Annotated in this window: 23 protein-coding genes and 5 pseudogenes; 15 read left to right on the forward strand and 13 right to left on the reverse strand. The window is 57.7% G+C overall.

Features of this window, described 5'->3' with window-relative positions; genetic code table 11:
- Window positions 1–9 precede the first annotated feature (9 nt).
- Window positions 10–1,608 (reverse strand): phosphoenolpyruvate carboxykinase, encoded by a 1,599-nt coding sequence (locus AKJ29_RS03035; protein WP_055187819.1) that lies wholly within the window; start codon window positions 1,606–1,608, stop codon window positions 10–12.
- Between the two features lie 409 nt (window positions 1,609–2,017).
- Between AKJ29_RS03035 and AKJ29_RS03040 the strand changes: the two genes are divergently transcribed.
- The 9 genes from AKJ29_RS03040 to AKJ29_RS03080 all read left to right on the forward strand — a co-directional run bounded on the left by AKJ29_RS03040 (window position 2,018) and on the right by AKJ29_RS03080 (window position 11,303).
- The gene (locus AKJ29_RS03040; RefSeq protein ID WP_055188960.1) at window positions 2,018–2,722 is read left to right on the forward strand and encodes a response regulator transcription factor; all 705 of its coding nucleotides are present in this window, start codon (window positions 2,018–2,020) and stop codon (window positions 2,720–2,722) included.
- Between the two features lie 59 nt (window positions 2,723–2,781).
- Window positions 2,782–4,473, forward strand: coding sequence for a sensor histidine kinase (locus AKJ29_RS03045; RefSeq protein ID WP_074963640.1), 1,692 nt, complete (start codon window positions 2,782–2,784; stop codon window positions 4,471–4,473).
- Window positions 4,470–4,955, forward strand: a complete 486-nt coding sequence (locus AKJ29_RS03050) for an HPr kinase/phosphorylase (RefSeq protein ID WP_055187821.1) — start codon at window positions 4,470–4,472, stop codon at window positions 4,953–4,955. The genes AKJ29_RS03045 and AKJ29_RS03050 overlap by 4 nt, the downstream gene beginning before the upstream one ends.
- The gene (gene rapZ, locus AKJ29_RS03055) at window positions 4,948–5,877 is read left to right on the forward strand and encodes an RNase adapter RapZ (protein ID WP_055187823.1); all 930 of its coding nucleotides are present in this window, start codon (window positions 4,948–4,950) and stop codon (window positions 5,875–5,877) included. The genes AKJ29_RS03050 and rapZ overlap by 8 nt, the downstream gene beginning before the upstream one ends.
- On the forward strand, window positions 5,874–6,275 hold the full coding sequence (locus AKJ29_RS03060; protein ID WP_055187825.1) for a PTS sugar transporter subunit IIA: 402 nt from the start codon (window positions 5,874–5,876) through the stop codon (window positions 6,273–6,275). The genes rapZ and AKJ29_RS03060 overlap by 4 nt, the downstream gene beginning before the upstream one ends.
- Window positions 6,272–6,544, forward strand: a complete 273-nt coding sequence (locus tag AKJ29_RS03065) for an HPr family phosphocarrier protein (protein WP_055187827.1) — start codon at window positions 6,272–6,274, stop codon at window positions 6,542–6,544. Before AKJ29_RS03060 ends, AKJ29_RS03065 begins: the two co-directional genes overlap by 4 nt.
- A gap of 44 nt (window positions 6,545–6,588) precedes the next feature.
- The gene (locus tag AKJ29_RS03070; protein WP_055187829.1) at window positions 6,589–7,452 is read left to right on the forward strand and encodes a lysophospholipid acyltransferase family protein; all 864 of its coding nucleotides are present in this window, start codon (window positions 6,589–6,591) and stop codon (window positions 7,450–7,452) included.
- 82 nt (window positions 7,453–7,534) lie between these two features.
- Entirely contained in the window at window positions 7,535–9,934 is a 2,400-nt protein-coding gene (locus AKJ29_RS03075; protein WP_055187831.1) for a methyl-accepting chemotaxis protein, read from the forward strand.
- 541 nt (window positions 9,935–10,475) lie between these two features.
- On the forward strand, window positions 10,476–11,303 hold the full coding sequence (locus AKJ29_RS03080) for a DUF6473 family protein (protein WP_055187833.1): 828 nt from the start codon (window positions 10,476–10,478) through the stop codon (window positions 11,301–11,303).
- A 69-nt stretch (window positions 11,304–11,372) separates the two neighbouring features.
- On the opposite strand, the gene AKJ29_RS03085 is transcribed toward AKJ29_RS03080, so the two are convergent.
- The 8 genes and pseudogenes from AKJ29_RS03085 to AKJ29_RS19170 form a co-directional block, all read right to left on the reverse strand.
- Window positions 11,373–12,302 (reverse strand): electron transfer flavoprotein subunit alpha/FixB family protein, encoded by a 930-nt coding sequence (locus AKJ29_RS03085; RefSeq protein WP_055187835.1) that lies wholly within the window; start codon window positions 12,300–12,302, stop codon window positions 11,373–11,375.
- Window positions 12,302–13,060 carry an electron transfer flavoprotein subunit beta/FixA family protein gene (locus AKJ29_RS03090; protein WP_055187837.1) on the reverse strand — a complete coding sequence of 253 codons (759 nt, stop codon included), beginning with the start codon at window positions 13,058–13,060 and terminating at the stop codon, window positions 12,302–12,304. Before AKJ29_RS03090 ends, AKJ29_RS03085 begins: the two co-directional genes overlap by 1 nt.
- Window positions 13,061–13,236: 176 nt before the next feature.
- Window positions 13,237–13,957, reverse strand: a pseudogene (locus AKJ29_RS18575) (IS5 family transposase).
- 205 nt (window positions 13,958–14,162) lie between these two features.
- Window positions 14,163–14,528 (reverse strand): hypothetical protein, encoded by a 366-nt coding sequence (locus tag AKJ29_RS03105; protein ID WP_055187842.1) that lies wholly within the window; start codon window positions 14,526–14,528, stop codon window positions 14,163–14,165.
- Window positions 14,528–14,806 (reverse strand): annotated as a pseudogene (locus tag AKJ29_RS03110) (transposase domain-containing protein); the annotation flags it as partial. The gene AKJ29_RS03105 and the pseudogene AKJ29_RS03110, both read right to left, overlap by 1 nt.
- On the reverse strand, window positions 14,800–14,952 hold the full coding sequence (locus AKJ29_RS19165; protein ID WP_139231540.1) for an IS66 family transposase zinc-finger binding domain-containing protein: 153 nt from the start codon (window positions 14,950–14,952) through the stop codon (window positions 14,800–14,802). The gene AKJ29_RS19165 and the pseudogene AKJ29_RS03110, both read right to left, overlap by 7 nt.
- Window positions 14,953–15,027: 75 nt before the next feature.
- Window positions 15,028–15,334 (reverse strand): annotated as a pseudogene (gene tnpB / locus AKJ29_RS20520) (IS66 family insertion sequence element accessory protein TnpB).
- On the reverse strand, window positions 15,331–15,765 hold the full coding sequence (locus AKJ29_RS19170; protein ID WP_235477250.1) for a transposase: 435 nt from the start codon (window positions 15,763–15,765) through the stop codon (window positions 15,331–15,333). The pseudogene tnpB and the gene AKJ29_RS19170 overlap by 4 nt, the downstream one beginning before the upstream one ends.
- 201 nt (window positions 15,766–15,966) lie before the next feature.
- On the opposite strand from AKJ29_RS19170, the pseudogene AKJ29_RS03125 reads away from it, so the two are divergent.
- The 3 genes and pseudogenes from AKJ29_RS03125 to AKJ29_RS18590 all read left to right on the forward strand — a co-directional run.
- Window positions 15,967–16,915: pseudogene (locus AKJ29_RS03125) on the forward strand (IS481 family transposase).
- 173 nt (window positions 16,916–17,088) lie between these two features.
- A complete protein-coding gene (gene tnpA, locus AKJ29_RS03130; RefSeq protein WP_055187844.1) occupies window positions 17,089–17,436 on the forward strand; it encodes an IS200/IS605 family transposase in 348 nt (115 codons plus the stop codon).
- Window positions 17,437–17,467: 31 nt separating this feature from the next.
- Window positions 17,468–18,192, forward strand: a pseudogene (locus tag AKJ29_RS18590) (IS5 family transposase); the annotation flags it as partial.
- Between the two features lie 60 nt (window positions 18,193–18,252).
- Here the strand turns inward: AKJ29_RS18590 and AKJ29_RS03145 are convergent.
- The 4 genes from AKJ29_RS03145 to AKJ29_RS03160 form a co-directional block, all read right to left on the reverse strand.
- The gene (locus AKJ29_RS03145; protein WP_055187851.1) at window positions 18,253–18,825 is read right to left on the reverse strand and encodes a cob(I)yrinic acid a,c-diamide adenosyltransferase; all 573 of its coding nucleotides are present in this window, start codon (window positions 18,823–18,825) and stop codon (window positions 18,253–18,255) included.
- Entirely contained in the window at window positions 18,825–19,028 is a 204-nt protein-coding gene (locus tag AKJ29_RS03150) for a twin transmembrane helix small protein (RefSeq protein ID WP_055187853.1), read from the reverse strand. The genes AKJ29_RS03145 and AKJ29_RS03150 overlap by 1 nt, the downstream gene beginning before the upstream one ends.
- Window positions 19,029–19,249: 221 nt before the next feature.
- Window positions 19,250–20,080 carry an SDR family NAD(P)-dependent oxidoreductase gene (locus AKJ29_RS03155; protein ID WP_055187855.1) on the reverse strand — a complete coding sequence of 277 codons (831 nt, stop codon included), beginning with the start codon at window positions 20,078–20,080 and terminating at the stop codon, window positions 19,250–19,252.
- Between the two features lie 280 nt (window positions 20,081–20,360).
- Window positions 20,361–20,918: an SH3 domain-containing protein gene (locus tag AKJ29_RS03160; RefSeq protein ID WP_055187857.1), complete on the reverse strand. Its 558-nt coding sequence runs from the start codon at window positions 20,916–20,918 to the stop codon at window positions 20,361–20,363.
- Between the two features lie 124 nt (window positions 20,919–21,042).
- Between AKJ29_RS03160 and AKJ29_RS03165 the strand changes: the two genes are divergently transcribed.
- The 3 genes from AKJ29_RS03165 to AKJ29_RS03175 are packed head-to-tail and all read left to right on the forward strand — an operon-like array spanning window position 21,043 to window position 25,805.
- Window positions 21,043–23,376: a DNA topoisomerase IV subunit A gene (locus AKJ29_RS03165; protein ID WP_055187858.1), complete on the forward strand. Its 2,334-nt coding sequence runs from the start codon at window positions 21,043–21,045 to the stop codon at window positions 23,374–23,376.
- Window positions 23,377–23,379: 3 nt separating this feature from the next.
- Window positions 23,380–24,567: a DUF898 family protein gene (locus AKJ29_RS03170; protein WP_074963827.1), complete on the forward strand. Its 1,188-nt coding sequence runs from the start codon at window positions 23,380–23,382 to the stop codon at window positions 24,565–24,567.
- On the forward strand, window positions 24,564–25,805 hold the full coding sequence (locus AKJ29_RS03175; RefSeq protein ID WP_055187863.1) for a M48 family metallopeptidase: 1,242 nt from the start codon (window positions 24,564–24,566) through the stop codon (window positions 25,803–25,805). Before AKJ29_RS03170 ends, AKJ29_RS03175 begins: the two co-directional genes overlap by 4 nt.
- Window positions 25,806–25,925: the final 120 nt, after the last annotated feature.

Genomic DNA, 25,925 nt, shown 5'->3' on the forward strand with positions numbered 1-25,925 from the left:
TGCAGGGGGTTAGCCCAGGGCAACCGCTTTCACATCATCGTCAATATCGGCCTCATACTGGGTGAAGTTCTTGGCAAACATCTCAACCAGTTTCTGGGCTTGGGCGTCATAGGCCTGGGCATCATCCCAAGTGCGGCGCGGGTCAAGAAGCAGATCAGCTACGCCCGAAACCTTGACCGGAACTTCGAAGCCGAAGTTTTCATCCTTACGGAATTCCGCATCTGCCAGCGAGCCGTCGAGGGCGGCGGTCAGTAGGGTGCGGGTGGCGCGGATCGGCATACGCGATCCGGTGCCATAGGCGCCACCGGTCCAACCGGTGTTGACCAGCCAGCAGGTCGCCCCATGAGAGGCCATCTTGTCACGTAGAAGCGCACCATACTCGGCCGGGCGGCGCGGCATGAAGGGCGCACCAAAGCAGGTCGAGAAAGTGGGTTCCGGTTCGGTCACGCCTTTCTCGGTGCCAGCCACTTTCGAGGTGAAGCCAGACAGGAAATGATACATCGCCTGTGCCGGGGTCAGGCGGGCAATCGGAGGCAGCACGCCGAACGCATCACAGGTCAGCATGATGATGTTCTTCGGATGTCCGCCAACGGCCGAACTCGACGCGTTCGAGATGTAGTGCAGCGGATAGGCGCAGCGCATATTCGCGGTCAGCGAGTCGTCTTTGAAGTCGAGATCAAAGGTTTCCTCGTCAAACACCATGTTTTCGATCACGGTGGCGAATTTCTCGGTGGTGGCATAGATTTCCGGTTCGGCTTCAGCCGACAGGTTGATCGTCTTGGCGTAGCAGCCTCCTTCGAAGTTGAAGGTGCCTGTGTCCGACCAGCCATGTTCGTCATCGCCGATCAGTGTGCGGTCAGGATCAGCCGACAGGGTGGTCTTGCCGGTGCCCGACAGGCCAAAGAAGATTGCGGTGTCGACCGGGTTGCCGGTGGCGTGGTTGGCCGAGCAATGCATCGGCATGATGCCTTTTTCGGGCAGCATGTAGTTCAGCAGGGTGAAGACCGATTTCTTGTTCTCACCCGCGTATTCCGTACCGCCAATCAGGATCAGCTTGCGGTCGAAGTTCAGCGCGATCACGGTTTCCGAACGACAGCCGTGGCGCTCAGGGTTCGCGTTGAAGCTAGGGCAGTTGATGATGGTGAACTCGGGTTCAAACTCATCCAGCTCGTCGCGGTCGGGGCGGCGCAGCAGATGACGGATAAAGAGGTTATGCCAGGCCAGTTCGGTGACCATGCGCACGTCCAGGCGATGTGCGGGGTCCGCGCCACCAAACAGGTCCTGCACGAAGTAGTCGCCGCCCTTCATATGCTCCAGCATGTCTTGGTAAAGCACATCGAATTTGGTCGGGTCCATCGGCGGGTTGTTCTCCCACCAGATATGCTCCTCGACGCTGGGGGTTTTCACAACAAACTTGTCCTTGGGCGAGCGGCCCGTGTGTTTGCCCGTCGTGACCAGGAAGGCGCCGCCTTTGCCCAGCTTGCCTTCGTCGCGCTTCAGCGCGGCTTCGACAAGGGCCGGCTCCATCAGGTTGTAATAGACATTGCCCAGCCCGGTGATACCTTGATCTTCCAAGCGGCGTGCCGGGTTTACCCGTCCAGTGGTCATAGAATTCGCTCCTGTCGCCGGTCCAGAGATCCCCCGGCGTATCTGTTCCACATGTAAGCGCGTGGTCTGTCCTGACCCGATCCGCGGGCCGGGCCACGCGCGCCACCCTCATGTGAACGAGCGTGGTGTGGCGGCTATAGCATGGGGGAAATGAAAGGGAACAGGGCGCAATTGGCTCGTTAGCGCAACCAAACGCTTGTTTGCGCAAACTGTCGCAGAATTGCCCGCCAGGTCGCCTTCCGTAGGGTGAGACATATTCGCCATGTTTTTACACTTTCGCGGTTTTATTGATGCATGTGCGAAAGCCGATTCGCAGTTCTCTGTTGATTCTCAAGGCCGAAAACGGGATTATGGCAAGAATAAGACAAAGCAAAACAACATTCACGAGCAGCACAAGGAGACCTCTGTAATGTCGAGGATCGCTCTTGTTGACGACGACCGTAATATTCTGACGTCGGTGTCGATCACTCTTGAGGCGGAAGGCTTCGAGGTGGAAACCTATAATGATGGGCAATCCGCTTTGGATGCCTTTACCAAGCGCATGCCCGACATGGCCGTGCTGGATATCAAGATGCCTCGCATGGATGGGATGGATCTGCTGCAGCGCCTGCGCCAGAAAACCTCGACCCTGCCGGTCATTTTCCTGACATCCAAAGATGACGAGATTGATGAGGTTCTTGGCCTGCGTATGGGGGCCGATGACTATGTGACCAAACCGTTTTCCCAACGTCTGCTGGTGGAACGCATCCGGGCGCTTCTGCGTCGTCAGGAAGTGCGGGCAAAGGATGATGAAGGGGATGTCGAGGAAAGCAAGATCCTCGAACGCGGTGAGCTGACCATGGATCCCTTGCGCCACGCGGTGACATGGAAGGGCAATGATGTCTCGCTGACCGTGACCGAGTTCCTGCTGCTGCAGGCGCTGGCCTCGCGTCCGGGCTTTGTGAAAAGCCGGGATCAGCTGATGGATGTGGCCTATGATGATCAGGTCTATGTGGATGACCGGACCATCGACAGCCATATCAAGCGCCTGCGCAAGAAAATGCGTATGGCAGACAAGGATTTTGCGGCGATCGAAACCCTCTACGGGATCGGCTACCGCTATAACGAGGAATAAATCCCTGCCCGTGGGGCTGGGGTTGGACCAGGCGGACAGAACAGAGACTGGGGAAGAATTTGCGCGATACCAAAGTGTCATCAGGCTCGGATGTGGTTATCGGTGAAGATTGGGTTGGCCCCCAGAACACCGTCGAAGCCGAGCTGCGCGATGGACGGGCCAAGCGGGGATTGATTTCCATCAATCGTTCACCGCTTGCCCGCAAGATTATCATTTTCAACCTTCTGGGTCTGCTGGTGCTGGTGGCGGGGGTGCTCTATCTCAACCCGTTCCGCGACAGCCTTGTGCTGCAGCGCGAACGCGGTCTGGTGGTTGAGGCCGAGCTGATTGCCAATGTCTTCGAAGCGCAGATGCAAGAGGGCACAATCCTTTCAGCAGGGCTGGATGTCACCGGAACACTGGCTTCTCTCAGCCTACCCGAAGGTGTAGAAGCCTTTGTTTTTGATCGAGAAAAAAACCTGTTGGGAAATGTTGTCGGACAGGCCCGCATTGTGCCCGGCCCCGTGAACGGGCTTGCTTCAGGGCCCCGTTCAACCATTATCACCGATATGCTGAACAGTCTCTGGGACAGTGTTTCATCGGTTCTGGCAAGCGGGGAAAAATCCAAACCGCTCGATCGTGAGGCGCTGGTCCGGGCCCTGCTGGACAAATCCCTGACCGGGAGAACGCAGATTGCCCCGGGGGCAAAAAGTGATGTCGGGATGGTGTTTTCGGTTGCGGCCCCGATCCTGAAGGACGGGGTGACACTTGGCGCCGTTGCGGTTTCATCCGCAGATGGGGAACTTGATTTTCTGGTGCGCAGTGAGCGGGAGCAACTGCTGCAGATGTTTGTGATTGCCATTCTAGTTTCGATCGGGTTGAGCTTGGTTCTGGCCTCGACCATCGCCAACCCGCTGTCAGATCTGGCCACGGCCGCCGAGCTGGGGCGCGACAAGAATGCGCGTAAGGTCAATCCGGGCCGGGTGCGTATTCCGGACCTGTCCGGTCGCCCCGATGAAATCGGGCGGCTATCCGGTGCGCTGCGCGGCATGGTGGCGGCCCTTTATGACCGGATCGATTCAAACGAACAATTTGCCGCTGATGTCGCCCATGAAATCAAGAACCCGCTTGCGTCTCTGCGCTCTGCCATCGGGACGCTTCGGGTGGCCAAAAAGGATGAGCACCGCGTCAAACTGCTGGATGTGATTGAGCATGATGTGCGTCGGCTGGACCGTCTGGTCAGTGACATCTCCAACGCTTCACGGCTGGACAGCGAGCTTGTGAAGGAAGAGGAAGAACCATTCAACCTTCTGAAAATGCTTGGGAACCTCACACAGTATCTCGGCGATGAAGCGGTTGATAAAGGGGTGGATTTCATTTCCGATCTGCCGCCGGAACCGATTGTGATCAATGGGCTTGAGGCGCGTCTGGCACAGGTTTTTGTCAATCTGATCACCAATGCGCTCAGCTTCTGTGAAGAAGGGGATGCGATCCGGGTGTGGGTCCGCAGGCGTGCCAACCGGGTGTTGGTTGTGGTCGAAGACACCGGTCCGGGTATTCCCGAACAGGCCCTGACGAAAGTGTTCAAGCGGTTCTACTCCGAACGTCCGGAAAGCCAGTTTGGTAACAACTCAGGCCTTGGCCTGGCGATTTCCAAGCAGATTGTCGAGGCGCATGGTGGGGTGATCTGGGCGGAAAACATTCGCCCAACCGATGCAGACATCACTTCTGAGCCCCTGGGTGCACGTTTTGTGGTCGGGCTTCCGGTGTGAGTGAGGCCGCCACGCAGGGTTCCCTGACTGGTGCGGTTCTGACCCCGGACGCGCGCGGCTATGTGCCCGCGACCACGGTTGCGATTGATGGCAGGGGGGTGATGCTGATTGGCCCGTCCGGGAGCGGAAAATCCGCGCTGGCTCTTCAGCTTATTTCCTACGGGGCGATGCTGGTATCTGATGACCTGACCCGTGTTGCGGCCACGCCGGGTGGACTTACGGCCCATGCCCCAGATCACATGGCAGGAAAGATGGAAGCGCGTGGGGTCGGACTGATCCGGGTGCCCCACGCAATCTCTGCCCCTTTGGCCTGGGTGGTGGACCTGTCCCGGACCGAAGATCAGCGCCTGCCGCCATCGCGCCCGGTCACAATCGTGGCAAAATACCCGCTTGCCACCCTTTGGCGGGTTGACGCGCCGCATTTTCCAAGTGCCTTATTTTACATGGTAAAACTCGGTGTCCATAATGAAGACGATGGTTGACGCGACAGATCCTGCGCAACGCGATCCCAGCCCCCCCAGTGTTGTTCTGGTGACCGGCCCGTCGGGGGCAGGACGCAGCACGGCCGTGCGGGTTCTGGAGGATGTGGGGTATGAGGTGATCGACAACCTGCCGCTGTCCCTTGTGAACCGCGTTTTGACCGGCCCGGCGCTGACCCACCCGATTGCGCTTGGGGTGGATGCGCGCAACCGGGACTTCTCGACCGAGATGATGGTTGACGTGATTGAAACGCTGCGCAGCGACCCACGTTATCACATGGAGCTGTTATATCTGGATTGCACCGATGACGTGCTGGTGCGCCGTTATTCCGAAACCCGTCGCAGGCACCCGCTTGCCCCTGCAGACACGCCGCTTGATGGCATTCGGGTTGAGAAGCGCCTGCTGGAACCGGTGCGCGGGCGGGCGGATGTCCTGATAGATACGGCAGACCTGTCGCCTCATGACCTCAAAGAGGAACTGCTTCGGTGGTTGTCTGTTTCGGGAACGGATCGGCTGGCGGTTTCTGTTCAATCTTTCAGCTATAAGCGGGGGGTGCCGCGCGGGCTGGACCTGGTCTTTGATGCGCGCTTCCTGCGCAACCCGCATTGGGATCCCGACTTGCGCGCCCTGACCGGGCAGGATGACCGCGTGCTGAACTATGTCGCGCAGGATGCGCGGTTTGCTCCGTTTTTCGACAAGATTTCGGATCTGGCAGAATTCCTGCTGCCAGCCTATGGCGAGGAGGGAAAAGCGCATCTGGCCATTGGTATTGGCTGCACCGGGGGAAAGCACCGCTCGGTCGCCCTGACGGAAAAGCTGGCAAAGGCACTTGCACATAAGGGCTGGCAGGTGTCAATTAGGCATCGGGAACTTGAGCGTCAGCCCACGGGGCAGGCGATGGACAATTTGGGGAAAGAGGCGTGATCGGAATTGTGATCGTCGCACATGGTGGGTTGGCTGGCGAGTATCTGGCCGCGGTTGAACATGTGGTCGGCCAGCAGGATGGTGTGGCCGCCATTGCGACAACGGCCGAGCTGGATCGAGCCGCAAAGCAGAATGAGATTTGCCTGGCGGCTGATCGGGTTGATCAGGGCGATGGCGTGGTTGTCGTCGTGGATATGTTCGGGGGGTCGCCTTCCAACCTCTCCCTGCCAGCCTGTTGCAAATCGGATCGGCGGATCCTTTATGGGGCTAACCTGCCGATGCTGGTGAAACTGGCAAAATCGCGCCATTTGCCAGTCGAACGCGCAACGGAAATGGCCCTGACAGCAGGGCGCAAATATATTGATTGTATCAACGCGGGTCAGGGGACATCGACATGAGCAATAGCCGGGTTCTTGAGATCATCAACGTCAAGGGGCTGCATGCACGCGCCTCTGCGAAATTCGTTGAAACGGTTGAGGCGCATGATGCCCATGCGCGGGTTGAAAAGGATGGGCTTGAGGCCGAGGGAGACTCGATCATGGGGCTGTTGATGCTGGCCGCGTCTCAGGGCACCAGCATCCAGGTGGATACATCCGGACCGGAAGCCGCCAAGCTGCTTGATGCGCTCGACACGCTTGTTGCGGACAAGTTTGGTGAGGGAATGTAACAACGCATTTCTTCGGATGTGTTCAAAACCAATGGTGATCCTGTTTGACCTCTGATCGAGACGCATATGACGATGACGGGGCGCAGGCCCATTATGACCGTCGCGGTCTGACATACGCAAATTCCTTCAACAACCCGCTGCAGGCGGTGGCCATCCGGGCAATTGAATGGATGACCGGAAAGCTTGCGATCATCCGAATGGTGCGCAAGGTCGAAAAGCAGGGTGTTCCCAAAGGGCAGGCCTTCTGGCGCGCCTGCCTTGATGTGATGGGAATTGATGTTCAGACCCCTGTCGAGGAGCTCGCGCATATCCCGCTGGATGGGCCGGTTGTGGTGGTTGCCAATCACCCGCATGGGCTGGTGGATGGAATGGTGCTGGCCCAGCTGATTGGGCAACGGCGCGATGATTACCGCATTCTGACCCGGTCGGTTCTGGATGGGATTGACGAAGTCGCGTCGAGCTACATGATCCCGGTGCCTTTTCCCCACGATCCCGAAGCGCAACGCAAGATGGTGGAAATGCGCGCAAAAACAATGGATTGGCTGAAAGAAGGTGGGCTGGTGACGCTGTTCCCTTCCGGTGTTGTCGCGTCCAGTGACACGCTCTGGGGGCCGCCGGTTGAACGGGACTGGAACGTGTTTACCGCCCAGTTGATCCGCCGGTCGGGGGCCAAGGTTGTGCCCATTTATTTCCCCGGTGCCAATTCGCGCTGGTACCAGATCGCCAACCGCCTGTCCCCGACGCTGCGCCAGGGGCTTTTGTTGCGCGAGATTGTCAAAAGCTGCAACAAGCCGCAGCGCCCGGTTGTCGGGCCTGTTCTGACCGAGGCGCAGATGGCCATGTTGTCTGAGGATCCGCGCGGCTTCATGTCCTGGTTGCGCGACCATACCCTGAACTTGAAACGCTGACCGGACGTAGGGAAGTTAAGGGAAAAGTCAGACCTTCCCCCTAGTTAGGATGGTAAACTCTCGTTTCGGAGGCCGTCCAGATATGTCCGTGTTTGACTTTGGAAACCTGAAAGTTTCGCGTGCCATTTTTCTCGTTCCCGTTGTCCCGTTGCTTGTGGCACTGGCGTTCTCTACCATCCTTGTTCTGGAAAAAGTGAATGAAGCAAGGCAGTTGGACAGGCTCAGTCAGCTGATTTCACCAATTGCGCTGATCACGCAGGCCGTGCATGAGCAGCAGAAAGAGCGTGGTGCGACATCCGTGTTTCTGTCCTCCGGTGGCAAGGAGTTCAAACAGGAGCTTGCAGATCAACGCCTAAAGACAGATTCGCGCCATGCTGAGATTCTGACCTTTGTGGCGCAAAATGATCTTGGCGCAATTGATGCTGCATTCTGGGACCAGCTTTCCGGCTATCAGGCATGGTTTCAGGATATCGCCTCGACACGTGAAAAGGTTGATCAGCTTGCGATCTCCGCCAAATCCGCCATTGAGCTGTACACAAATCTCAACACCGACATGCTGGATCTGGTGCAGCGTGTTTCTCTGATCAGCGATGATAAACGCATAGCGGATGAGACCCTGGCGTTCGTGCATCTTCTCAAAGGCAAGGAAGCCGCCGGGATCGAGCGGGCGGTGGGCTCCGGTGGATTTGCCGCAGGTCACTTTGATATTGAGCGGGCGGGCCGGTTGAAGGGATTGATCGAAGCGCAAGCCGTCAATTTTGACAATTTCCGCTTCATGGCCACCCCCGCCGCTCTCGCGGCTTATGAAAAGATGCAGGGGTCCGAGGTGGTGCAAAAAGTGGAGCGGATGCGGAATATCGCCTTGGGGCAGGAGGGCGCAGGAAATCTGGGTGGTTTTACCGGAGGGGATTTCTTCAACCTCCAGACGGAACGTATCAATCAATTGAAAAACATTGAGAATTTGATCTCGGATGAGTTGCAGATTTTGATGGCGCAACAAAAGGGTGCCACAGATAAGCGCCTTATCGTGCTTGCGCTGGCGTCGCTCGGGGCAATCGGCCTGGCGCTGATGATATCGGTCTATTTTGCGGGGCAGATCCGTCGTGGTTTCGGTCAGTTGGTCATAACCGCCCGAGAACTCGCCGACGGAAATCTTGAAATTGAGTTTCCCCCTGTTCAGACAAATGAGTTTGGAGAGGTCATGGCCACGTTGGATGTGTTTCGACACAACAGCATCGAACGTCGCGCTATGGCCATCCGTGAAGCAAAGGAACGCGAAGCACGTATTGAGATGCAGCGCCGCGAGCAGGAGCGAGAAGCGGAACTGGCCCGTCAGGATGCAGAGCGTGAATGCCGGATTGCGCAGAAGCGTGAAGAGCAGTTGCAACGTGAAATGCAGGTCGCGGAGGAGATCGCGACCGTTGTCAACGCCTGTGCCTGGGGGAAGTTCGACCGGCGGCTGGATCCCTCGCAGATGGAGGGCGCTTTTGCCGAGATTGGGACCGGGCTGAACCGGGTGTGTGATGTGACAGAAAAAGGTCTGAACCAGATCAGCCATGCGCTTGCGGCATTGGCAGGGGGGGACCTGACCTATCAAATGACTGGTGATTACGATGGTGTGTTTGCAGAAATTCAAGCGCAGGTAAACTCGTCCATTACCCGCCTCTCAGCCAGCTTTGCGCGGGTGCGGGACAGTGGATCGGTGATCAGCGGTTCTACTCAGGAAATCGCCGGTGCGACCCAGGACCTCGCCATTCGCACGGAACGTACTGCGGCGACGCTTGAAGAAACCACCTCTGCCATCAAAACTTTGTCGCAGTCGGTCACAGGCACGGCTGGTCTGGCAGCTGAGGTGAACGCCGCTGCGATGTCAGCCAATGATAAAGTCCGCTCCGGCAATGAGCTGGTGCAGTCGACGGTCTCTGCCATTCGCGAAATTCAAACCTCGTCCGGCGCGATAGGAGCGGCCATCAGGCTGATCGACGACATTACGTTCCAAACCAACCTTCTTGCATTGAATGCCGGTGTCGAAGCCGCCCGCGCAGGTGAAGCTGGTCGGGGATTTGCCGTTGTCGCGTCTGAGGTCCGTGATCTGGCTGCCCGGTCTTCCAGGGCGGCTGGAGAGATTTCCGAACTGGTAAAACGCAGTGAAGAAGAAGTGGACCGTGGTGTGGCAATGGTGGACCGGACCGGTGCTGCGCTTCAGTCTATTGCAGAAGCGGTCTCCGAGATTGTCGAGCGGATTGATGAAATTGCAAAATCAGCGGCGGATCAATCGGTGAGCATTCAAGAAATCACTGTTGCAGCAGAGCAGCTTGATCAGGTTACGCAGCAGAACGCGGCCATGTTCGAACAGGCAAGTTCCAGTGGCGTGTCACTGCGTATGGAATCCGAAAACCTGGATGGGATTATTGCCACATTCAGGATTGCGGAGCATTTTCAAAGCCAAAATGGGGGGCAGCAGCCCACCAAAGCAGCGTAACCAGCAGGGCCCGCCCATTGGGTGTTGATGGGGCCTGATGTGTCGTTGTGTGGCTGTGCGCAATCCCCACTTAAAGCGTTTCGAGATTAACTTGAGACACAAGTTGATTTCGAAACGCTGGCAACATCAGTAGGTTTCGAGCGCTTCGCCTCATTATTGTGTCTCAATAATTAAGTCGAAACACTTTAAGGGCGGTTGCAGTCTGGGAGGATTCATCAGTGATGCGGGGGACCTTCGTACGAAGGATGGCATTGCTGCAAGCCTCTCTCCGCTCCGGTACTGGGGGCAAGTTTTGCGTCGGGACACGTGGGGTTGTTTTCAAAACAAGGATAGCGGCCCGAACCCAATCTGTCCGATACGCAGCCATCGCGCCACATAATTATCGTCTGGATAGGCTGATTTTATAAGGGTTGGTCCGTGACGTCGGTTTCTCCGAGATAGTTTAATATCTGGTTACCAGTTTAGATCGAATTCTCAGGTTAGCAAAATTTCAAGAGCTTTGGGCGAATCTCTTCTTGGGTGAAAAAATGGAGTGGGTGAAATGGCCTATCAAAGCCTTGGCGAAGCGTCGCTTGAGTATTTTCCATGCCGTTATGGGGCGTCGAAGATTTTGTTTCGCGGACCGCAGCGTTCGCTGGATGGAGCGTATGTAGCGGCTCTCGGAGGAAGTGAAACTTATGGGAAATTTGTGCAATATCCCTATCCGGACCTCATGGAAGGCCTGTTGGGAATGCCGGTGGCCAATTTCGGATGCATGAATGCAGGGGTCGATGTGTTTGCCCATGATCAGACCATTCTGGATGCCTGCAACCATGCAAAGAGGACGGTTCTTCAGGTGCCTGGTGCGGTGAACCTGTCCAATCGGCTCTATGCTGTCCATCCCCGCCGTAATGATCGCTTCCTGCGCGCATCCAACCTTCTGAAAGCGATTTATCGTGAGGTTGATTTTACTGAGTTCAATTTTACGCGCCATATGCTGCAAACCCTTCAGGAGATTTCTGTAGAGAAATTTGCCATGGTCGAAATGGAGTTGAAGGAAGCATGGGTCGGGCGAATGAAATCACTGGTGGCGCGCATTGAAAGTCCGCTGATCCTGCTGTGGCTTTCTGAACGCGCCATTTCTGAAACCTGCCCGCATGGTGTGCTTGGACCGGATCCGGCAATGGTGGACGAGGACATGATCAACGAGGTGCGCCCCTTTGTGCAGGACATTGTCGAGGTGAAAGTTTCATCGCAGGATATCACAATCGGGCGCGAGGATCTGATTTTCCCGGAAATGGACGCGGCGGCTGCTCAGTGCATGCTGGGGGCTGTTGCCCATGACCTTGCCGCCGATGCGCTGGTCAGTTGCATTCGCGCGCATCCCTGACGGAGCTTAGTTGCACATCAAAAAAGGCCCGCCATTTGGCGGGCCTTTCTATTTGGTTCGAAAGCTGGATCAGCCGAGTTTTTCGGTCAGGGCCGGAACAGCTTCGAAGAGGTCGGCCACCAGACCGAAGTCAGCCACCTGGAAGATCGGTGCTTCTTCGTCTTTGTTGATAGCAACGATGATCTTCGAGTCCTTCATCCCAGCCAAGTGCTGGATGGCGCCCGAAATGCCCACGGCGATGTACAGTTCGGGGGCGACAACCTTGCCGGTCTGGCCGACCTGCAGGTCGTTGGGGGCATAGCCCGAGTCAACGGCTGCCCGCGAGGCGCCAACGGCTGCGTTCAGCTTGTCGGCTAGGGTTTCGATCAGTTTGAAATCCTCTTCCGAGCCAACGCCACGGCCACCTGATACGACAACGCCAGCCGAGGTCAGCTCGGGGCGGTCGCTTTCGGCAACCTTGTCTTCAACCCATTCGGACAGGCCGGGGTTGTCCGCGACGGACACGGTTTCGACAGCCGCCGAACCGCCTTCGCCTGCCGCTTCGAAGGTCGAGGTGCGGAAGGTGATGACCTTTTTCGCATCCGACGATTTCACGGTCTGCATGGCGTTGCCGGCATAGATCGGGCGCACGAACGTGTTGCCGTCCACCACTTCGGTGGCATCCGAGATCACCATCACGTCCAGAAGAGCGGCCACGCGGGGCATCACGTTCTTGGCGTCGGTGGTGGCTGGGGCCACGATGTGGTCGTAATCGCCAGCCAGCGACACGATCAGGGCTGCGGTCGATTCTGCCAGGCGGTGACCCAGCGATGCGTCTTCGGCAACCAGAACCTTGGCCACGCCATCGATCTTGGCGGCGGCTTCACCGGCGGCGGCGGCGGTGCCACCAGCGGCCAGAACGGTCACATCACCCAGTGCCTTGGCAGCGGTGACGGCCTTGGCGGTGGCGTCCAGCGCCAGTTCGCCATTGTTGACTTCTGCGAGAAGAAGAACAGCCATTATACAGCCCCCGCTTCTTTGAGTTTCTCAACCAGTTCGTCGACCGAACCCACAATGATGCCAGCGGCGCGGGCAGCAGGTTCTTCGGTCTTGACGATTTCCAGACGGGGCGACACGTCAACGCCGTAATCGGCGGCGGTTTTCTCGTCCAGCGGTTTTTTCTTTGCCTTCATGATGTTCGGCAGCGACGCATAGCGCGGCTCGTTCAGGCGCAGGTCCACGGTGACGATGGTCGGCATGTTGACCTTGATGGTCTGTAGACCGCCGTCCACTTCGCGGGTCACAACAGCCTTGTCGCCGTCGATGTCCAGCTCGGAGGCAAAGGTGCCTTGCGACCAGCCCAGGAGCGCCGACAGCATCTGGCCGGTGGCGTTCATGTCATTGTCGATGGCCTGTTTGCCGGCGAGAACCAGACCAGGCTGCTCTTCTTCAACAACTTTGGCCAGGATCTTGGCAACGGCCAGCGGCTCGATATCCTGATGCACATCTTCGGCTGCCACAACCAGGATGGCGCGATCCGCCCCCATGGCCAGCGCCGTGCGCAGGGTTTCCTGAGCTTGCTTCACGCCGATCGAAACGACCACAATCTCTTCTGCCTTGCCGGCTTCTTTCAGGCGAATGGCCTCTTCGACGGCAATCTCGTCAAAGGGGTTCATCGACATTTTCACGTTGGCAAGATCGACACCGGTCCCATCCGCTTTTACACGAACTTTCACATTATAGTCGATCACGCGCTTAACAGGTACAAGCACCTTCATTGGCGTGTCTCTCCCAGTTATGCCCCGAAGGGCGGTCATGCTCTCGCGACACGTTTAACGAGTCGTGGCTGTCAAAAACAGCGCAAAATCGTCACGTCTTGTTCCAAGGACGCCGCGTTTTTTGTTTTTTGGGGGGATTCTCTACGAGAATGTTTCGAAGACCCTAGGGCGTAGACTCATAAGAGCCAAATGACTGTTGCGGCGATGAGGGCTGCTGCCAAGAAGGTTTGTTGGCATCGAAATGTTCGCAGGCTGAGTTGTCGCCAGTCCTTCAGTCGGTTGAACATGCGCTCGACGATGTTGCGGGTTTTGTAGAGGTCTGCGTCATATTCGAATTGCATTTTGCGGTTCTTGCGCGGTGGGATGCGGGCGGTTGCATGGCGTTGCACGAGCCAATCGCGCAGATGGTTTGCGTCGTAACCTCGGTCTGCAATGACTGTGCGGCCTTTGGTGATATATGACTCAAGGCATTGATTCGCATGGGTAATATCGGCTCGATGTCTGAGGTCAGATGCAGATGGACCGGCTTGCCACTGCCATCGCACACCAGATGCAGCTTTGAATTCAACCCGCCTTTTGTCTTGCCGATATCCCGTCCTTCGCCGGTGTTTTTGGGGCACCATTGGCTGCGATGCGATGCGTTTTGACATGGCTGGAGTCGATCATCAGCGTGGAAAGATCTGCCGTCTCCCGCGCCAAAGTTTCGAACACATGCTCGAAAACGCCGGCTTCAGACCATCGTTTCCAGCGGTTGTAGAGCGTCTTGGCGGGGCCATATTCCGGCGGCACATCGGACCAGCGATAGCCTCGCTGAATGCAGAAAATGATGCCCGATAACACGCGCCGGTCGTCGACACGCGGAACACCGCGCGGCTTTCTGGGCAGCAAGGGCCTGATTTTATTGTACTGTTCTTCGGTGAGCCAGAAATGTCAAAGATATGGAACCCTCCTAAGTCCACATCTTGAAACACATCAACGTTTATAGGTCTACGCCCTAAAGAGTGAGATCAGAATTCGTAGGAAACAATACGAGAATCCACCAAAAGAGTTCTCATTCAAGATGTTGCATAAAAGTATCCGTCCGGTAAAGGAGCGCACCGGATTAGAAACCTTTGATTGAGACAGAATAGTCTGGAAGAATGAGGCCCGCGTCCTCAACGTTTTCGCTGTATGCAAAATCCCGGCTTACAGAGGCGATGTATGTATCAGTGAACTGACCGGCTGTTTCACCGTTGCTTGATCGGTGGGCCTGCAAATCTTCCGCTTCGAACCGACTGTTCAGAAAGTTGGCTCGGCCAATGCCCAAGAACTCACAAGCAAAAGCATTCATGCGCGACATGAGCTTTGACTGCCGGTACGTCACAAATGCTGTGAACTCAGGTGTATCAAGGTAGAGAACGCCGAAATACTCACCCGCTGGGCGGCTCTTTATCAATGCACACAGGAGCAGGGTTTGGCGAAAGCTCATCAACACGCCCTTTCAGCGAGGAGTGCAAATCGCCACAGCATCAATCCCTCAATCCGATTGATTTTGTGATCCGGCAGACGTTCCAGCCCCCATGTGAGCCATGCCTCAGCATCAATGCCGTTCATTTTGGCGGTCTCGATGAGGGTATAGGCGATGGCAGCGGCCTTGCCGCCGCCAACGGAGCCCATGAACAGGTAGTTTTTGCGACCCAAGGCGATGGGACGGATCGAGCGTTCACATATGTTGTTGTCCAGTTCCAAGCTCCCATCGCTCAGATAGGACGGATGATCCGGCGCACGACAAAGCGACCGGGGATATATTCCAGCTCCTCAGTGACGTCCTCGCCCACCTGACGCAGGGGGCCGCCGCAATCATTGCAGTCTTCAGCGGGGTCGTCAGGCAAGGATTTGATCGCATCCAACATGGGCGATCTATACCGGAATGCCCCGATCGATGGAACGCAAAACAGCGCCAAAGCCCATGTTTTATGGGGTCTTGATCACCCTGCCGTCAGTGGCTTCCAGGTCTTTTGCGGCATACGCCAATCCCCCCCTTCCAGCAGCATCGACAGCTGAGACGGGCTCAGGCTGACCTTACCATCCTTCGCCGCAGGCCAGACAAACCGCCCGCGTTCCAGCCGCTTGCTGAACAGGCAGGCTCCTTGGGGCTCCGCCCGTTCTTGCCTCAAACTGTCCACTGGACAGTTTGCCACGTTCCGTGGACCGGCGCGAACTCCCACCAGATGATCTTCAGCAGATCACCCCGGCGGCCAGCCACACCCGTGTATTGCTTGGCACCGGGATCATGGCATCAGCCCTTCGACCAGAGACATCACCGCCGACAGCGCAGTGTTGCCTTCCACCAATATCCGCCGACCATCAGACAGCGTGATGTCCACGCGCTGAACCGAAAGTGGCGCACCGGAAACTGTCGGTGGCGAAGGCAATCGCGACGCGATTGGGGATGAGGCAACGCCTTCGATCTCAACGGGCAGAAACTCGGCAACCTCCGCCTCGGCATCCGCATCATCCGGGGCAAACAGAGGATCACGCAGCCACTTATGGATCAGATTGGCGTTCATCGCGTAACGCCGCGCCACTTGCGCAACCGCCCCCCTGACGCCCGCGCCTGAGCACAGATCGAAACCTTCTCTTCGTCCGACCAAAACCGCTTCTTCCCGCCCTTCTTCGCCCCCATAACCCGCCTCATAATGTCCACTATCGATGGTGGACACCATCAACACACTCTATCCCACGTCAGAGCAGGGACACCGGACGCATACGCTTAAAAGCGATAACGGTACACCACAAAGGCGGTAGCAATGTGGGAAGCCGCTTCATGTCTGGACGTCGTATATAAAAATTGAGAGAGCAGTGGCTAGGTGTTCAGTCCCAAGGTGTGATGGTCTACGGATCTGTGGCCATCAAAAGGAAACTCTATGGGACAAGTTCTTCACGGGAGCGGCAAGACTACGCACGCCGTCCGAGCTCTCATACAGCGATCGAAAGCTTTGAACGCGGCGTTGAGCCGGGAGCTTGGCATCAACGTTAAGACCGTGGCCAAGTGGCGCAAACGCGATCATATTCATGATGCCGCGATGGGGCCAAGGACGTGCACTCAACGGTTCTCAGCATGGAAGATGAAGCTGTTATCGTTGCATTCCGGCGGCACACGCTATTGCCGCTGGATGACTGTCTCTACGCCCTGCAGCCGACCATCCCACACCTGACACGGTCATCGCTACACAGGTGCCTACAGAGGCATGGGATCAGCCGATTGCCGGCGGTCAAGGGCGACAAGCCCAAGAAGAAATTCAAGCGATACCCAACCGGGTATTTCCACATGGACATTGCTGAAGTGCGCACCTGCGAAGGCAAAATCCGACTATTCGCAGCCATCGACCGTATGTCGAAGTTTGCTATGTCGAACTTCATGAGCGCGCTGGCAAGATGTTGCGCAATTTGATCGCAGCAGGGCCCTACAAAATCCACACGATCCTGACGGACAATGGCATCCAGTTCACCAATCGCATGCAGGACACATCAGCTTTTGATCACATCTTCAGCCGGGTTTGCCGTGAGAATGAAATTGAACAACGCCTGACAAAGGGGAACCATCCCTGGACGAACGGACAGGTCGAACGCATGAACCGAACGATCAAGGAGGCGACAGTTAAGCGGGACCATTACGACACCCATTCTCAGCTCGAAGCGCACATCACCGACTTCATCGCAGCTTACAACTACGCAAGACGCTTGAAGACACTGCACGGCCTCACGCCGTTCGAATACATCTGCAAAATCTGGACGTCAGAGCCGGAGCGATTCAATTCAAACCCAACCCATCACACTTTGGGACTAGGTTTTGTTGACGTTCAGGATTCATAAATCGTGTGAGTTCTGATTCAAGGTTGCACACAACAGGAGAGCAGCCTTGCCCCGTTTTATTTTCCACCTATTGGAGATAAACCACCGGCTTCCAGCCGGTCCGCTTCAGCGACTCTCTTGATGATCTCTCCTCATCATCCGCGCACACGCGATTTTACCACAGGTTCCACGTCGTGTGGGTCACAAAATACCGCTACAAGGTGTTGCAGGGTCCTATGCGTGAGCGGATCCGAGAGATCATACGCCAGACGTGCGATGAAATGGGCGTTCACATCGTGCGCGGTGTGCTGGCGCGAGACCATGTCCACATGTTCCTGTCGATCCCGCCGAAACTGTCGCTGTCGGATGTCATGCAGAGGATCAAGGGCCGTTCCTCCCGCCGCATCCAGATGGAATTTCCCGAACTGCGCAAACGCTACTGGGGCAGGCGCTTTTGGGCGCGTGGGTACTTTTCCACCACTTCGGGCAATGTCTCCGACGACATCATCATGCAGTATCTGGAATTACATTCCTCCAAATGATGCTACCGGCGTCAGCCGGTAGTCATTCACTCTGAACGACGCCCAATGGGCGATCATTGAGCCGCATTGCCTTGGCAAATCGACAGACCCCGGCCAGACCGGGCGCGACCCGCGTCTGTTCGTGGAGGCCGTCCTTTGGGTGGTTCGAACCGGTGCGCAGTGGCGTGACCCGCCGGGTGATTTTGGCAATTGGAATTCGGTGTTCAAGCGGTTTCGCCGCTGGGTCAAGGCTGACGCTTTTTATCGAATGTTCAAGGCTTTGGCTGCCAGTTCGGATTTCGAATACGCGATGATCGACGGTACCATCGTCAAGGTTCACCGCGCGGGCCAGGGCGCAAAAGGGGGCCTCAGAGCCAGGCCATAGGCAAGTCGCACGGCGGTATCTCCACCAAAATACTGGCCATGACTGACGCGCTTGGAAACCTCGCCGACTTCTGCTTGTTGCCAGGCCAGGCTCACGACCTGCGCGGTGTGCCAGATTTGCTGAATGGGCTGGACGCGGGTCACATGTTGGCCGACCGTGCCTTCGATGCGGATTGGCTGCGCCATGCCCTGTCCAAGCGCGATATCGCACCCGTGATCCCGCCACGAAAGAAGAGAAAGCACCCGGCAAGCTACGATGAGGAAATGTACAAATGGCGGCATCTGGTCGAAAACTTCTTCCAGAAGATCAAGGATTACAGGGGTATAGCAACGCGCTACTGCAAAACAGACACCAGCTTTAAGGCCTTCATATCCATCGCAGCGACAATCCTATGGCTCAAGGGAACGTCAACAAACCCTAAACACCTAAGTTTGGTTTGCATTTTCTCAATTTCACCGATTGGCCCCCGGCACCCACAGCACATCCGCTTTGCCGCCGTCATTCGCCACACGCGCCGCAACAAAACACCAATCTGACAGGCGGTTGAGGTATTTGACCGCCACCGGGTTCACCTCTTCGACACTGGCGAGCTCTGTCGCAAGGCGTTCGGCGCGGCGGCTGACCGTGCGGACCATGTGAAGATGGGCGGCGAGGGGGGACCCCCCGGGCAGGATGAAGCTGCGCAAGGGATCGAGTGCCTTGTTCATCACGTCGATCTCGGCCTCCAACCGGTCCACCTGCTCTTGCGCCATGCGCAGCGGTGGATATTCGGCCTCGGCGTCTTTGGTCATCTCGGGTCGGCAAAGATCGGCACCAAGATCAAACAGGTCGTTTTGGATGCGGGCAAGGGCGGCGTCCACGTCGTCTCTGGCATGCAGTCGGGCCAGACCAATCGCTGCGTTGGTCTCATCCACGGTGCCATAAGCACTTATGCGCGGATCATGTTTGGCCCGCCGCGTGCCATCCCCCAACGCGGTTTCACCCTTGTCACCCGTGCGTGTGTATATCTTGTTCAGAACGACCATCAGTTGCCTCCTCTCATCCAGATAAACAGAAGAATAAGCGCAATGGCCACGGCCTGTGCGTAGATCCGGTACCGCATGAAGCGGTTGGAATGCTTTTGCGCCACCTTCCCGCCCGCGCCGAATGTGCCAATACCCATCAGCAGGATGATCAGCACAGCGGCCACAGCAATGACGACAAGGACAAAAAGCGGATCTTCAAACATTTGGAACTCCTGTTGACTGGCAATTGGATAGCGCGCACCTGAGTAAAAAGCGAGGGGGCGTTTGTCGTGTCCCGCCAGGGGCTTTGCCCCTCTTGCCCCTTGTGGGGGCAATTCACCCCAGGATATTTCAGGCAAGAGGAAGATGCAGATGCTCTTTTCCTCTTGCGGCAAATATCCCGGGGTGAGCCGCGCAGGCGGCGAGGGGCAGCGCCCCTTTCTGTTCAGCCGTTTGGGGTGACCCGATCAAGCATCCGCGTCGACATCAACCGCCGGGCCGTCCCGGCGATATGGGTGGCGCGGGTCACGTAATAACGTGGGCGGGGACGGGGGTGTTCCAGTGCATGGATCAGTTTTTCGGTAACGGCAGAAGGGGGCAGTTCGAACCGGTCAGGCGTGCCGCTGTCATCATAAAGCCGGGTGCGCAATTTGCGATAAAGGCCCGCGCGGGCGCTGTTTTCCCAGTCGATCCAGCGCTCAAACGGGGCTCGGGAATTTTCGCGGATACGGGTTGTGATCGGGCCGGGTTCTATCAGTGCGATATGGATCCCGGTGCCGCGCATTTCCAGCCGCAACGTGTCGGTCAGCCCTTCCAGGGCGAACTTGGTTGAGCTGTAAGCGCCGCGCCAGGGCAGGGCGGTCAGGCCCAGCACGGAGGAGTTGTTGACCACGCGCCCGTGGCCTTGCGCGCGCATCACGGGAAGCGCCAGACGGGTCAGGTGATGGTATCCAAAAACATTGACCTCATAGATTTCGCGCAGGGCGTCGGTCGGCACGTCCTCAACAGCGCCGGGAATGGCATAAGCCCCGTTGTTGAAAAGCGCATCAAGGCGGCCATTCGTCCGGGCCAATACGGCGTCCATTGCCGCCTCGATTGACGCGGTGCTGGAATAGTCGAGCTGCAGGCTCTCAAGCCCCTCTTCGGTCAGGCGCTCGACATCCTTTTGTTGTCGGCAGGTGGCAAAGACGCGCCAGCCGCGTTTGGCAAGGGAATGCGCCGCGTCATATCCGATGCCCGACGAGCATCCGGTGATAAGCAGGGATTTCTGTGTCATGAGGGAGAGTTGGCAAGGACGGGGGGGCGCGTCAACAGGAAATCAAAAAAATTATCGGAAGGGAAGCGGCGCGCGTTCCCTCCCGTTCTTGCGAAATTGGAGTAACTTGAAACATCGCAGAACACTTAAAGCGTTTCGATTTATTATTGAGACACAATACTGAGGCAAAACGCTCGAAACCTACTGATGTTGCGGGCGTTTCGAAATCAACTTGTGTTTCAAGTTAATCTCGAAACGCTTTAGCACGTTGATATCTTTGGGGGCAGGCCGTGTTTGTGCTTTAGCGGTTGGCTGACAGGAATTTTGCCGCCATAAAACCGCGCTGGCCGGTCTCGATGACCATGATCTGGGTCCAGCCCGGGGCCGCGGTGCCCATGTCCAGAACTTCCATGCCGCGTGTCACACGCCCCAGTTTGCCGTGGCGGGTAGAGGGGCCGGCACGCAGGTTCACGGCGCTGGCGGTCACGAATTTCGGGACAGATGTGCCGGAAATCTGCGCCGCAGCGGCCACTTTGACGATTTCAGCCTCAGCCGTTTTTGCCATCTCACGCGCGGCGGCCATCGCACGGCCGACTTCGCTATCGGGATTCGGAGGGGTGATTTTTGTTTTTGGCTTGACCTTTGCCACCACGGCAGCAGGGACCGGGTCGGCTGCATTTGCTGTCGGGGCAATAAAGGCCGCTGTCTTGAGAGATGCCGAAACCGGCTCGATTGTGGCCGCTTCGATTTTTGGTTCAAGGCCCAGACGATCGGCTGGCAAGCCTTCGTCGCGTCCAAAATGCGCCATGGCCAGCCCCAAGGTGCCAACGGTCAAGAAAGTCAGTTTGAAAATACCCATTACATGCCCCCCAATAATTTGGGTGAATTACTACAATGCGCTTTAAAAAAGGTTACGGGGAAAGTATGACGTCATTCCCCTTAAGCAGCTTTACCCTTACCTCAGCACTCGATACACAATCAGTATGACAGATTTGACCGAAAATCACAACGAGAAGAGCCAGTCGATTTCCGAGCCACTGCGCCGGGCCATTGGTGAACGTTACCTTACTTACGCGCTGTCGACGATCATGCACCGCGCGCTGCCGGATGCACGTGACGGGCTGAAACCAGTGCATCGTCGCATCCTTTACGCGATGTCACGTCTGAAGCTGTCCTCTACGGGCAAGTTCCTGAAATCGGCCAAGATTTCAGGCGACACCATGGGGGATTTCCACCCGCATGGCGATGCGGCGATCTATGATGCGATGGCGCGTCTGGCACAGGATTTTGCCGTGCGATATCCGCTGGTCGACGGGCAGGGCAACTTTGGCAATATCGACGGCGACAACCCGGCAGCCAGTCGTTACACCGAGGCGCGGATGACCTTCATCGCCGAGGCAATGTTGCAGGGGCTTGATGAAAACGCGGTTGATTTTCGGGACAATTACGATGGGCGCCTGACCGAGCCGGTGGTGCTGCCGGCAGAGTTTCCGAACCTGCTGGCCAATGGGGCGGCAGGCATCGCCGTGGGCATGGCCACCAATATCCCGCCGCATAATATTTCAGAGCTGATCGACGCCTGCCTGCACATGATCAAGGTGCCGGATGTGCGCGATGATACGCTTTTGAACTACGTTCCGGGCCCGGATTTCCCCACTGGCGGCGTGATTGTCGAGCCGCGCGAAAACATCGCAAACGCCTATCGCACCGGGCGCGGGTCGTTCCGGCTGCGCTGCAAGTGGGAGATCGAGGATCTGGGCCGCGGTCAATGGCAGGTCATTGTCACCGAGATCCCCTATCAGGTGCAGAAATCCAAGCTGATCGAAAAGATCGCTGAGGTGATCCAGACCAAGAAAGTGCCGATTCTGGCGGATATCCGTGACGAATCCGCAGATGACATCCGAATCGTTCTGGAACCCAAATCCAAAAACGTGGATCCCGAGCTGCTGATGAACATGATGTTCCGCAATTCGGATCTGGAAACCCGTTTTTCGCTGAACATGAACGTGCTGATTGACGGGGTCACGCCCAAGGTCTGCTCGATGAAAGAGGTGCTGCGCGCCTTTCTCGATCACCGGCGTGACGTGTTGGGGCGGCGGTCGCGCCACCGGATGGCCAAGATCGACCACCGTCTTGAGGTGCTTGAGGGCTTCATCATTGCCTTTCTCAACCTCGACCGCGTGATTGATATCATCCGCTATGACGACGACCCGAAGGCCGCCCTGATGCGAGAGGTCTGGGGGGGCACGTTCCCGCGTGCCATGTCCGAGGCGGATTACGTCCCGCCCGCACCCGGCGACGGCGAACTGACCGAGGTGCAGGCCGAAGCCATCCTGAATATGCGCCTGCGCAGCTTGCGCCGTCTGGAAGAGGTTGAGCTGGTCAAGGAACGCGACAAGCTGATGGAAGAGCGCGCCGGGCTTGAGGATCTGCTCGCGTCGGAAGATCTGCAATGGGACAAGATTGCCGAGCAGTTAAAACTGGCGAAAAAGACCTTTGGCAAGGATCACGAAGGGGGCGCGCGGCGCACCCGGTTTGCCGAAGCGGCAGAGGTTGAAGACGTGCCGCTTGAGGCGATGATCGAACGCGAACCGATCACCGTGGTCTGCTCCAAGATGGGGTGGATCCGCGCCATGTCGGGCCATATCGACCTGAAACGTGACCTCAAGTTCAAAGATGGCGACGGGCCGCGTTTCACCTTCCACGCGGAAACCACTGACCGGCTGCTGGTGTTTGATAGCAATGGCAAGTTCTTCACCCTGTCGGCGGCCAACCTGCCCGGTGGGCGTGGCATGGGCGAACCCCTGCGCCTGATGGTGGATCTGCCCAACGAGGCCGAGATTGTTGACCTCTTCATTCATCGCCCGGGTGCCAAGCTGATTGTGGCCTCGAATGAGGGCAACGGGTTTGTGGTCAATGAGGATGACGTTCTGGCCCAGACCCGCACCGGCAAACAGGTGCTGAATGTGGGGGATGGGCATGCGCAGGTCTGTGTGCCGGTGACCGGGGACCACGTTGCGGTGGTGTCGGAAAACCGCAAGCTTCTGGTCTTCCCTCTGGATGAGCTGAACGAAATGACCCGTGGCAAGGGGGTCCGCCTGCAGAAATACAATTCCGCCCGTGGCAAACAGGGGGTGTTTGAGCTGGATGGCGGCCTGTCCGACATCAAGAGCTTTTCCCTTGAAGAGGGTCTGTCCTGGCCCGCTGCAGGGGAACGCACCCGCACCGAAACCGACCTATCGCCCTGGCTTGGCAAACGGGCAGGGGTGGGCAAAGCCCCGCCACACGGTTTCCCCCGCAACAACAAGTTCGAGTGACACATGGCGCCCCGTATCTTACCAGTATCTTACGCGGGGCGCGGTATGCCCCTGTTTTTCCTGGCCCTGAAAACCGGCTTTCTGACCGTGTTGACGCTGGGTATCTATCGCTTCTGGGCGCGCACCCGGATCCGGCGCTATTTTTGGAGCGCAATCCGCCCCGGCGGGGTGCCGCTGGAATATGTGGGCGACCCGATTGAAAAGCTGATGGGTTTTTTGGTCGCGGTGGTGATCATGGCGTTTTACATCGGCATCGTGAACCTGCTCCTGATGTATTTCAGTTTTGCGCTGTTTCAGGGCAACGAGGCAGCCTATGTGCTCAGCTTTGTCGGGCTTGTGCCGCTTTACTTCTTTGCCGCCTATCGCGCGCGCCGCTATGTGCTGGCGCGCACCCGCTGGCGCGGCATCCGGTTCGGGATGGACGAAGGCGCCTGGGGCTATTCCTGGCGCGCCATGGTGCATTGGGGGCTGAGCATCGTGACCCTGGGGCTGAGTTTCCCACTTACCCGCTTATGGTTGGAAAAATACCTCACCCATCACAGCTTCTTCGGGGATCAGCGCCTTGAGCAGGGGGGCGGGCGTTTCCTGCTCTACGGGGCGATGAAACATGTCTATTACCCGGTGATCCTCAGCGTGGTGGCGATCGGTGTGGCCGCAGCGGTTGACAATCCCTGGTGGTTTGCCCTGCTGGCCCTGACCAGCCCATGGGCAATTTATGGCTGGGCCTTCTGGAAAGCTGACAGTTTCCGGCGGCTGATCGAGGCCAAGAAACTGGGCACCCTGGGTTTTCGCGCCCGACCGCGCGCGGGACGCGTTCTTGGGATCTATCTTCTGGGCGGGGTCATCCTGAACCTCGTGCTGACCGGGCTGATGGTTATCCTGGCCACACTGGCCTTCCTGTTTCTTGGCGGGGCCGACCTGATGGACCCGGAGCAGTTGGAACAGTTGGAGAATTTGGGCGGGATGGGGGCCGTCTCCGCACCGCTGCTGATTGGGGCCTATTTCACGATTTTCCTGGTGACGGGTGCCGCCTCGCAGGCCATCTTTGCCCTGCCTCTCGCGCGTCACTTCGCCGAAGTGACCGAGTTGATTGACCCCGGCCAGCTGCGCCAGATCCGCCAGCGGGACCGTGATGAATTTGCCGAAGCCGAAGGCTTTGCCGATGCGCTTGATGTGGGGGCTGCGATATGAGTGAGACCCCTATCGACTTTGATGGCTTTGCCGATTTTGCCCACGGTCATCGTGCGGTCCTGACGCGCGTGGGGGTGCGGCGGGCTCCGACCGGGCTTGAACTGCACCTGCCGGAAGGCGCGCCCCTGTTCTGGCCCTGGGCCGAGTTGCGCGCCCTGCGGGATCAGGCGGATCGGGACGGGCTTGTTCTGTTTTGCAAAGGGGACATGGTCTCGCGTCTGTTCCTGCGCGATGCAGAGCTTGTCGACCATGTGCGCCGCTCTGCGCCCGCGCTGGGCAGGCGCGCGACAAAACTTCCCCTCGGCAGGCTTGCACTTCGGGCCTCGGGCGCGGTGGCCTCGGTTGCGGCGATCATCTTTGTGCTGGTGCCGCTGATGGCGGCGCAACTGGCCGAAATCCTGCCGCCTGATGGCGAAAAGGCGCTGGGCGACAGCACGCTGGCGCAGATCCGCGAGGTGCTGGGGGAGGCGGATCTTGAGGTGCGCACCTGTCAGGGCCCCGAAGGTCAGGCCGCGCTGGCCGGTCTGCGGGATCGTCTGCTGCCGGAAGAGGCCTTGCCATACCCGGTGGATATCCATGTGTTCGACCACGATCTGGTCAATGCATTTGCCCTGCCGGGGGGGCATGTGATTCTGTTCCGTGGCCTGATTGACGAGGCGCGCAATCCGGATGAGGTGACGGCGGTTCTGGCCCATGAAATCGGTCATGTGGTGAACCGGGACCCAACCCGCGATGCGTTGCGGTCGGCCGGGTCGATCGGGGTGCTGGGGTTGCTCTTTGGTGATTTTGCGGGCGGAACGGTTGTGCTGTTTATGGCCAACCAGCTGATCAATGCCAGCTATAGCCAGGCTGCGGAAACCGCGGCGGATGAATACGCCCATCAAGTGTTGACGCGCGAAGGGATTTCCCCCGCGGCGCTGGGCAGCTTTTTCGAGCGGTTGAAGGAAGAATATGGGGACGCCGAAGGGTTGATCGCGCATCTGAGTTCCCACCCGCAGCTCGAAAAACGGATCCTGGCGGCGGGGGCTGCGGTTGCGGCGGATACACAATACACCCCCTCCCTGACGCCGGTGGAATGGCGCGGTTTGCAGGCGATCTGCCGCGAGGAGGGCACGGATTATGAGCCCTTGAATGAAACGGATGACGAAACGGATGGTGATGCGGATGAAGGGGCAGAGACCCCGGAGCGGGACATCGACGAAGCAACCGGTCGGCAACAGGAGTTCAAGCATAAGTAAGCCTGCGGGAATGCCCCCTTTTTGTCCCTGATCCCGTGAAAAGGGCGGATTGGCTGACACCCTGTCTCAACAGTTTCGGCTTTCAGCACCGATGAATGCAGGGAAGGCTTGATTTTCCGG

The sequence above is a fragment of the Aliiroseovarius crassostreae genome, assembly GCF_001307765.1.
Taxonomy (GTDB): Bacteria; Pseudomonadota; Alphaproteobacteria; order Rhodobacterales; family Rhodobacteraceae; genus Aliiroseovarius; species Aliiroseovarius crassostreae.